13 protein-coding genes are annotated in these 7,766 nt (G+C 53.7%); 2 read left to right on the top strand and 11 right to left on the bottom strand.

Annotated features, from left to right (window positions below; translation table 11 throughout):
- From ACMGF7_RS24530 to ACMGF7_RS24515, 4 genes are all read right to left on the bottom strand, one after another.
- Positions 1 to 505 (bottom strand): hypothetical protein (locus tag ACMGF7_RS24530; protein ID WP_420286818.1); only part of this gene is annotated, 505 nt, incomplete at its 3' end.
- Between the two features lie 41 nt (positions 506 to 546).
- Complete coding sequence (locus ACMGF7_RS24525) at positions 547 to 936, bottom strand: M15 family metallopeptidase (RefSeq protein ID WP_420286817.1); 390 nt, start codon at positions 934 to 936, stop codon at positions 547 to 549.
- A 6-nt stretch (positions 937 to 942) separates the two neighbouring features.
- Entirely contained in the window at positions 943 to 1,221 is a 279-nt protein-coding gene (locus tag ACMGF7_RS24520) for a phage holin family protein (protein WP_420286816.1), read from the bottom strand.
- Entirely contained in the window at positions 1,211 to 1,582 is a 372-nt protein-coding gene (locus ACMGF7_RS24515; protein ID WP_420286815.1) for a putative holin, read from the bottom strand. The genes ACMGF7_RS24520 and ACMGF7_RS24515 overlap by 11 nt, the downstream gene beginning before the upstream one ends.
- A gap of 373 nt (positions 1,583 to 1,955) precedes the next feature.
- On the opposite strand from ACMGF7_RS24515, the gene ACMGF7_RS24510 reads away from it, so the two are divergent.
- A complete protein-coding gene (locus ACMGF7_RS24510) occupies positions 1,956 to 2,300 on the top strand; it encodes a helix-turn-helix domain-containing protein (RefSeq protein ID WP_420286814.1) in 345 nt (114 codons plus the stop codon).
- A 62-nt stretch (positions 2,301 to 2,362) separates the two neighbouring features.
- On the opposite strand, the gene ACMGF7_RS24505 is transcribed toward ACMGF7_RS24510, so the two are convergent.
- Positions 2,363 to 3,421: a Bro-N domain-containing protein gene (locus tag ACMGF7_RS24505; RefSeq protein WP_420286813.1), complete on the bottom strand. Its 1,059-nt coding sequence runs from the start codon at positions 3,419 to 3,421 to the stop codon at positions 2,363 to 2,365.
- Between the two features lie 492 nt (positions 3,422 to 3,913).
- Between ACMGF7_RS24505 and ACMGF7_RS24500 the strand changes: the two genes are divergently transcribed.
- A complete protein-coding gene (locus ACMGF7_RS24500; protein ID WP_420286812.1) occupies positions 3,914 to 4,426 on the top strand; it encodes a hypothetical protein in 513 nt (170 codons plus the stop codon).
- Between the two features lie 22 nt (positions 4,427 to 4,448).
- On the opposite strand, the gene ACMGF7_RS24495 is transcribed toward ACMGF7_RS24500, so the two are convergent.
- The 6 genes from ACMGF7_RS24495 to ACMGF7_RS24470 form a co-directional block, all read right to left on the bottom strand.
- Complete coding sequence (locus ACMGF7_RS24495) at positions 4,449 to 4,826, bottom strand: hypothetical protein (protein ID WP_420286811.1); 378 nt, start codon at positions 4,824 to 4,826, stop codon at positions 4,449 to 4,451.
- Positions 4,819 to 5,331, bottom strand: a complete 513-nt coding sequence (locus ACMGF7_RS24490) for a hypothetical protein (protein ID WP_420286810.1) — start codon at positions 5,329 to 5,331, stop codon at positions 4,819 to 4,821. The genes ACMGF7_RS24495 and ACMGF7_RS24490 overlap by 8 nt, the downstream gene beginning before the upstream one ends.
- On the bottom strand, positions 5,321 to 5,626 hold the full coding sequence (locus ACMGF7_RS24485) for a hypothetical protein (protein WP_420286809.1): 306 nt from the start codon (positions 5,624 to 5,626) through the stop codon (positions 5,321 to 5,323). Before ACMGF7_RS24485 ends, ACMGF7_RS24490 begins: the two co-directional genes overlap by 11 nt.
- On the bottom strand, positions 5,626 to 6,426 hold the full coding sequence (locus tag ACMGF7_RS24480; RefSeq protein ID WP_420286808.1) for a helix-turn-helix domain-containing protein: 801 nt from the start codon (positions 6,424 to 6,426) through the stop codon (positions 5,626 to 5,628). The genes ACMGF7_RS24485 and ACMGF7_RS24480 overlap by 1 nt, the downstream gene beginning before the upstream one ends.
- A 319-nt stretch (positions 6,427 to 6,745) precedes the next feature.
- Positions 6,746 to 7,009 (bottom strand): hypothetical protein, encoded by a 264-nt coding sequence (locus ACMGF7_RS24475; protein ID WP_238969674.1) that lies wholly within the window; start codon positions 7,007 to 7,009, stop codon positions 6,746 to 6,748.
- On the bottom strand, positions 7,006 to 7,587 hold the full coding sequence (locus tag ACMGF7_RS24470) for a hypothetical protein (protein ID WP_420286807.1): 582 nt from the start codon (positions 7,585 to 7,587) through the stop codon (positions 7,006 to 7,008). Before ACMGF7_RS24470 ends, ACMGF7_RS24475 begins: the two co-directional genes overlap by 4 nt.
- Between the last annotated feature and the right edge of the window lie 179 nt (positions 7,588 to 7,766).

Here is a 7,766-nt window from a genome sequence, read left to right as displayed (position 1 = left end):
GCCCACCCATCGCTCGATCGCGGTCGGCATCTTTCACCCCTTCCAACTGCCGGTTTAATTTATCGACCGTTACCAGTAGCGGCTCAATCCAGTAAACAGCCTGGCCGTAGGTCAATCGGCAGCCGGCGGCAGCGGTGGCGGTATCTGTTGCAGTAGCGCCGGCGGCAAGGCCTGGCACTGCGCCGGCACGTAGACGGTTCGTGTAGTCGTACAGCCGCTTAGCAACAGCAGGATCAACGCACTGCCGGCCAATTGGGTCACGCTTAACAATCTTGCGGATTTCATTCTGTGACTCTTCTGATTTAAGTCCGACGGCTGTTTGATACCCAGCAACCGCGCCGGCTATTTGGTTCATTCGGTTAAACTGAAGCGCCTGGGTAGCGATAGTCTCACCCTGCAGGGCGTTATCGGCCTGCAGCTGGCGCGCCTGCCCCTCGGCCCGCTCTGCTCGTTCTGAGTAGTACGAGACGGACCACAGCGAAACAGCCAGGGCAGCAACAAGCATTGTCACCAGACCTAACCGCCAATATTTAAGTAACCCGGCTATCACGCGGGGATCTCGACGTGGGGGGCATCCAGGAACTTCGCCGGCTTATCTTCTGGATTATCCGTCCAGGTGATGCCAAATCGCAGCTTTACGCCAAGCTCTTGGCCAGCCTGGTGCATGGCCACCAGCACCGGCAGCCAGCATTTATGATCATTCCAGTCGGCGCCAACGGGTAGCAGGTCTACCGCATTCCCGGAAAGGTGGCGGCTATTCATGGTTTTGCTCGCGCCGGCGTCTTTCAGCTGCTGTTGTCGTGCCTTGGTGCGTAGGCCTTCAATAACGATAAAATCAACAGGTGATAGCTCTAGGGCGCGACGAACAACGGACACCAATGCAGGATTGACGCCAACGAGACTATTCTCGCTGCGTTGGCTGAATTTATAGGTCATGGGAAATTACCTTTGAAGGGGTTTTGCTAACGTCATAACGTTGCCGCGTGAAGCCATCACAGCCACACAGAACGCCAGATTAATCAACGTCTCAGACCAATTCGCATAACTATAATCACCGGTCAGAATGCGGATAGTTACTGATGCGCTAGCCACAATCAGGATCCAAGCGCAAAACGACGCAAAGGGCCGATGCTTCGACCCTTTTTTGCTATACAGAATCATGCGCGCCGCCATCACAGCGCAGGTAATTGCGTTAACGATTAAGAGGTATTCATTTAGCATCACTTCCCCCTCGCCGGAATCGGTCAAAAAAACCTGTTGGATTTTGACTTGCGGACATGAGTAACCGGACTGCGATAGCAGATGCCACCAGCGCACCAACTGGATCACCAGCCTCGATATCGCCAGGAGTCGCCCAGGTGATAAGGTCAGCTACAAACGGCGCCGCTAGAATGCCCACCAGCAAGGACACAACAAACAACGCCATTTTCTTCAACCAGATAAAATCCGTAGCCGACATGACAAAAATAACGGCGCCGGCAAAAGCCCCGATCACCACTCCAGAATCAACCCCTGATAGCAGCCCCGCTACAGTCACGCCGGTTAATGCGGCTGTTGCTGCACCAGTACCTGGCTCAGTCATTTTTTGCTCCTTTGTTCGCTCAGCGAACGCCGGGCGTAAGACATAAAAAAGGCCACGTATTAGCGCAGCCAGCAAAGAAAAAGCCCCAGCGGTTAGGCTAGGGCTTTTGGGTGAAGCGAGGTCATCTGTACCGAGAACGCAAATACATCACGTTATGAAAAAAGGTATAGCAAAGGCTCACATTCGTCAATTCATTTTGAAGTTATATTGATTCATTTTGTGGTCAAGCACTTTTCCCGGCATCTATAGCGCATAAATTAAGCTGCCGATTTATGAAAAAGAAAAGAATGTTGACGGCCTTCATGGAATACCATACTTTAACGACTGCTTTACTAGTAATTCTACTATATACTTAAAGAAGAGATTCAATAAAATGGCAAAAAAACCAAAAGTTATACCTCCTTCCGTGCCCTCTACTGCTCCAGTTGTTGACAATTTGGTACATGATTTACAATTGACCGATTGGAAAGCATCCAGTAAATCGGGCCAGGTCACGGTATCCGGCATCAGTGGAAGAACTGGCCAACACGTCCGCGTTACCACCTATGAGGGGACAGGTTTCTCAGAGCGAACTGTATCAACTTGCGATCTAATGCCCTTGGATCAGCGTCGGCAAGAAACGCAACGCCTGCGTAGCACGGGTTTGAGCCAGCAACAAATTGCCGACCGCTTAGGCGTATCTCAGAAAACAGTTAGCAACGATTTGAAAAAGAAATAATGATTTATTCCCTTGCTGTGACGCGTCACATTTTTTAAGCGTGACGCGTCACAGTCACCCATTTATTTCGCCGCACGCCCTAAGCGGGCAACACCAGCCATGAGCATTTCTTGCAATACATCCGTATCGACTACGTTTTGAACTAAATTACTCATGCTTTCCTTGCTGGACGGCGCCAACTGGATAACATCTTGCGGCAGGAAACTTACCTTAGCCTCTAAATGCTGATTGAACCCTATCTCAACCCTGAAACGTGTCAGGGCATCAGCCAGCAACCCATCAGCAAATTTATCAATATCAGCCCGGTTAAAATCATCAACAGAAATGCCTGCCGCCGTAGCATGCCGATACCAACGCTGGAACATATCAGCCGCATAATCCCGCGCGCGCCGGCGATAGTCAGAATCCACCAGCAACGGGGTATCTAAACTACTTCCTGCAGTTGCTCCCGTATTGGCCATCAACGCCCGAATAAAGGCCAGCGTGACCTCAGAACTCAAATCACCCTCGATATGCCTGGATAACAGCAGAAATCCCCACAGGGTGAACTGATAGCCGGCGCCCTTGCATTTCACTATGTTCCGCTCGGCAAAATCCTGTGTTACCTCCAGGCGCCGAACTATCGCGTTAAGGTCCCGGGCCGATACCCCATAAATTCGGGCAAGCGCCTTACTGTCTACGTATGCCATCCCGTTAAACTCAGAGACGAACGAACTCGGACGCTCTAACAGCTCATTCATTGCGGGGTAGTTACAGCGCTCTGTTCGAACCACCAGCGGCGCAGGCGCGCCAGCTGTCTCTTTGTCCAGGATATCGAGCACCCACCGGCGAAACTCTTTCGCTATCTCAGTCCGGGCAAACATGGCGATCAGGTGGGCACCACGTAGGGAGAAAATACGGCTGCGAGCCTTTAAATTCGCCGAGGTTCCTGATTTGGGTACCTCGACAACATCGGTCATTCCAGCTGTAAACTCATCTTGGTTTTGATTGAATATTTTTGTTACTGCTCTTGATGACGAATAACCAAGTGCATTGGCGATTTCTTTGCTTGATAACCAGATTTGATTGGCATGGTTTACGACGTTGAATTGAGTATCGTGGAATGCGAGTTGATTAGTCATGGCTTAACTCCTTTGGTGTTTTGAATATCACCACCAAAAGCTGCTAAACAATTTGGTGGTGAGACGTACGGGGTTAGCAGACCGGTCACCAAAGAACCCGGCGAGCCTTTCGGCTCCCCCGCACGTCCCACCATTGATAGGTGTAGCCGTGCGCCGCACACAAAAAAACCGCATGGCGCGGTTGTGCGCTTTGGTAATGTTCGAGCTGCTAAACCCGGCAACCCATTGAGGGGCTGCAGCACGATGTTATCCCGAACACCACCAGCCCTACCACCTGTTTTTATAACCATGTATCACCGCCTGTTGTTGGTTTTAACGGGGTGTGTATGTAAAAAACACAGTTACAGTGTGGAAGGCCCTGAAAATCAATCAAATAGGATTCACCGATCGGTTGCGTATCAACGATCGTTTTGAACGATCGGTTGTTGTCACTCCTTTTGTATGCCTATAAAATAACCACTCTTAAATGATGGACTTTATCAAAGGGAATGCATGACTATTATTTTTTTGATTATTGGCTTTGCCATTTTGTATTGTTATTTCGTTTACGTAGCCCCAGCCCTTTCAAAAAGAAGGTTGAAAAAGCTCCAAATCGAAATGATGGAGTCGCAGCAAAGAATCGATACTCTTTTGAAAAAACAAGATCGCATCTTGGAAAAAACCGCTATCGCCGAGACAGTGGATACCTCCCCCCAAAAGCCAAACGATACAAATCATAATTACATCGCCTCGAGGTTCGATCACTACGATCCAGAGCTTGCACTTAAAGTTGATGCCCGTCTTATTATTTTGAACTTAGACAACGAGGGAGAGGATAGACTTATTCATGTAACGGATTACGCTCCAATTTCCTGCCTTTTTCGGGGGCACTTTGTTGGGGGACCTCAAGACGGGCAAGTTATTGAGGTCAATCTCGACTACAACAAAGAGGCAATTAACCCTGAAACCGGTGAAAGAATTCCTGGCATAAAGCGCTTCCTCAGACAACACCGCCTTAAACCATAATAAGTTATTGCTGGCGCGCTCATCACAGGGTTTTAAGCGCCAGCTCTTTCCATATCAACGTTTGAGCGCATACCGCTTCACCATTTCGCCAACATCCACCAGCTGGCCCAGGCATCACCTCGCCGCACGTCGGACAACTCGTCTTCGCCAGCGCCTCCAGCTGCAATTTTAATGACCGGTCATCTTGAACGAACAATAATTCAGCGTATTCCTCCACGGTATACGCCGCCTTCCCTGGTCGACGTAAAGCCGCATTTCGCCGGTACGCTTCATACTGCGCCTCTGTGACCACCAGCTTAATCACGCGCTGGCCGCCGGCTTTCAGTTTTTCCCGGGCTTCCCGGTCGCGCCGGCGCTTCTCACGCTGGCGCGCTGCGGCCCGTTCCCTGGTGTCAGCCATCGGCGCGCTGTTTCCCAATTGCTATAAGCTGTTGTAGCTCCTCCTCGGCCTTCTCGCTCCACTTCTCGCCATGTGCCAGGTAATGCCCCAGCATGAAGTAAATCACCGCAGCCTGTTCAGCCTCTGCCTTTCTCGGGATTTCATGGCCACCAGCTCGCATCGCCGCCGCCAGGTGACAGCATTGGAAATTAGGGCGCCCGAGGATACCCGCTAATTCAGCCGTTAATGGCGGTAGCTTGCCAAGACCTGGAGCTGTTGGCGCTGGCGGGGCGGTGTAGATTGGCGTCGTCATGTTAAGGCCGCAGGTTGTGCGCGGGACAGCTGACCACGACCCGCCGGCGCGCTTGCCGCGATACTCCTTTAAGCTGTCCGGATCGATGTAACCCACCGGCGGCGCGCCCCGGTTAGCCAGGAGTGCGCGCGCCATTAATTTGGCGTCACCATGCTCCAAGAATCCATCCTCTGCGATTTCACGCAGTCGCTCAGTAGTCATCTTATTGGCCATGTGGTCCCCCGTCAGGCAGATAATCAGGATGGGCGCGCAGCCATTGCTGCAGCTGCATACGGTCCGCTTTTGAGGCCTTGCGCCAGTGTGGCGACTGGTAAACGTCCGGGCCGGGTTTACACCACTTTTCCCACATTTCCAGACCTGGCTCGTCTCGCCGACCATAGGTTTCGCGATGATAAGTAGTGCCATCGGCTAAGATGATCATCCAGCTGCGGCGCACATAGATATCCCCCCGGGTCAACCCGCCGCCGCCTTTAAGCACAGCCCCTTCAAAATTGATTTGCTTGGCCATCAGTTCACATCCTCCACCAGCTCGCCTTTTGTTAAACGGCTCAGGTTTATCAGCGCCGCGCGCAACTCTTTTGCGTGGCGCAGTTCGCCGATCAGGCGGTGAATCTCTGACGTCATAAACTCCACAGTCGGAACCGTGATCGTTTCCATGTTTGCCATTGCCGGCGCGCGGGCCTGCGTCACATCATTTGTGCCTGATCCACCAGCTGCAGGAACTACCGGCGGCGCCGGCGGGCTATCATCCGTTGCGGCAGGCGCGGCAGGCGCGGCAGGCGCGGCAGGCGCGGCAGGCGCGGCAGGCGCGGCAGGCGCGGCAGGCGCGGCAGGCGGCACGCTATCGCGCTTTTCTTCCAGCTTGTAGTAATTCACTCTATCCAGCGTGATCAGCCGCACGCGGCAGGCGCGGCGGTCATGAGCCAATAGCGGCCCAATATGCCCCGAACTTATCCCAGCTGCAGAGGCCAGCTCCGCAGCGGTCATTTTCCCTCGTTGCGCCAACAGTTCACGCAGCTGGGCCGACGTCACTTTTGGCTTAGCCGGCGCCGTTGGTTTTGCTGCCGGGGTTGGTTTCGATGCCGGCGCGGCCGGCGGAGACATGGTTAACCTTACGGCCTCCTGCTCTGCAGTGCTTAGGACCGAATACAGCCCGTTATCAAATCCAAGCGTACCCCGGCGATAAGCGCCCGTTAACAGCGCGCGTAACGTGGTTTCGCTCTCGTCCAGGACGTGCGCCAGCGTGTCCAGCGACGACGGCCCTCGCTCCTCCAGCACGCTGATCACCTCTGAAAGTTTTACGCTCACGGCTAGCCCTTCCCTGGCGCGCAGCAGCTGCACAAATCAGCCGCCACCCAATGACAGCCACCAGCACAGCCGCGCGAATAGGAACAGCCGCACACGCGGCATTTTTGGGCCTCGTCAGGTGTAACCCGATAAACGCTGGCCATATAGTCGCCAGTGCCATCGATGCGCGTCACAGTGATGTGCTGCCAGGTGCCGAAAACCTTACCGGCCAGGCGGCGCACAGCTCCTTCAGCGCTGGCCGTATTAGTTGCCTGTTTGCCGGCGTGTCTTGCGATGTATGCCCCGCTGTAGTACCGCGTTTTTACGTCAATGCTATGGATCATTCCTTTGCCCTCCCGTTGGCCGCATGAGCCGGATAAAATGCCGATGCCGGGTAATATCCGTATGCATCGACCGTGAAGCCGCGAAACTGTGCCGGCTCATACTTCACCGCTGTAACCTCCAACTCTCGAACCCAATCAGGGAGCAAAAATTTCTGAGCAATTGGCGTTGGCCAATAGAGAAACACCCAGGAGTTAGGCTTGCGGCGGCTGAATTTATAAGACATGCCCAGCTGGCGGCGCGCGGCGTGATTAGATTTCATTGGCCACCAGCCTTAGCGAGTAGCCGATCCAGTACCGGCGCTCCTGCAGTTGGGAATTCAGGGCGGAAGCGCCAATGTGAAATAGCGTCCAGCTCCACCAGCTCATCATGGTCTTCAGAGCAAAGCTCCCAGCTGAAAGCCTCGCGGTCCTGCGTCAGCTTGTGCGCTATGTGCTGGACGTTCCCCATACACACCACGTCTACGGGTACGCCATACGGCGGCAACTGCTCAGAAACGGGGATCCATCCATCGGCGCCAGCTGGGGCCACTATGCGGCCATCGGATAACGCGGCGGCGTAAAGGTCCTGATTGCGCTTGTCGCGCAAATTCCACTCAGCCCGTGCGGCGGCGATCAGCAATGCCAGATCATCAGCGTCGTTTATCTCAGCTGATACCTCGCCACTTTGGGCGCCGCACTCATGGCAAAATACAAAGGCTTCGTACCAGCCCGGGATTAGCGCGTCACCGCGTGTTAGCGGCTTTTGCGTGGTTTCGTAGCGGATAACCTCCGCCGGGGCGCCGGCGCAATATGGGCACGCGTCCAGCTCTGCAGCTGTGATTTCACTCTTTCGGCACATTGTCGAGACGTCCTTAAAGATTTATTTAAATAAAGATTTAACACTGCGATGCCTAAAAAAACGCCCCGGCTAGCGGGGCCAAAGACTACACACAGCAATCAGTGTTGCGACACCAGGGCGCTACCCCTGCTTACTTCCCGCCGCTCTGTTTTGGTATTGGCCGCCAGTTGCTGCGGCTC

It is taken from the genome of Serratia sp. BNK-17 (assembly GCF_048684935.1).
GTDB lineage: Bacteria > Pseudomonadota > Gammaproteobacteria > Enterobacterales > Enterobacteriaceae > Serratia > Serratia nematodiphila.
Note: the sequence above shows the minus strand (reverse complement) of the source record. Positions and strands in the feature narration are given on the sequence as shown.

Excerpts from the sequence above, each read along its gene's own strand:
- ACMGF7_RS24525 (WP_420286817.1), bottom strand. The coding sequence starts at position 936 with ATGACCTATAAATTCAGCCAACGCAGCGAGAATAGTCTCGTTGGCGTC.
- ACMGF7_RS24520 (WP_420286816.1), bottom strand. The coding sequence starts at position 1,221 with ATGCTAAATGAATACCTCTTAATCGTTAACGCAATTACCTGCGCTGTG.
- ACMGF7_RS24515 (WP_420286815.1), bottom strand. The coding sequence starts at position 1,582 with ATGACTGAGCCAGGTACTGGTGCAGCAACAGCCGCATTAACCGGCGTG.
- ACMGF7_RS24510 (WP_420286814.1), top strand. The coding sequence starts at position 1,956 with ATGGCAAAAAAACCAAAAGTTATACCTCCTTCCGTGCCCTCTACTGCT.
- ACMGF7_RS24505 (WP_420286813.1), bottom strand. The coding sequence starts at position 3,421 with ATGACTAATCAACTCGCATTCCACGATACTCAATTCAACGTCGTAAAC.
- ACMGF7_RS24500 (WP_420286812.1), top strand. The coding sequence starts at position 3,914 with ATGACTATTATTTTTTTGATTATTGGCTTTGCCATTTTGTATTGTTAT.
- ACMGF7_RS24495 (WP_420286811.1), bottom strand. The coding sequence starts at position 4,826 with ATGGCTGACACCAGGGAACGGGCCGCAGCGCGCCAGCGTGAGAAGCGC.
- ACMGF7_RS24490 (WP_420286810.1), bottom strand. The coding sequence starts at position 5,331 with ATGGCCAATAAGATGACTACTGAGCGACTGCGTGAAATCGCAGAGGAT.
- ACMGF7_RS24485 (WP_420286809.1), bottom strand. The coding sequence starts at position 5,626 with ATGGCCAAGCAAATCAATTTTGAAGGGGCTGTGCTTAAAGGCGGCGGC.
- ACMGF7_RS24475 (WP_238969674.1), bottom strand. The coding sequence starts at position 7,009 with ATGAAATCTAATCACGCCGCGCGCCGCCAGCTGGGCATGTCTTATAAA.
- ACMGF7_RS24470 (WP_420286807.1), bottom strand. The coding sequence starts at position 7,587 with ATGTGCCGAAAGAGTGAAATCACAGCTGCAGAGCTGGACGCGTGCCCA.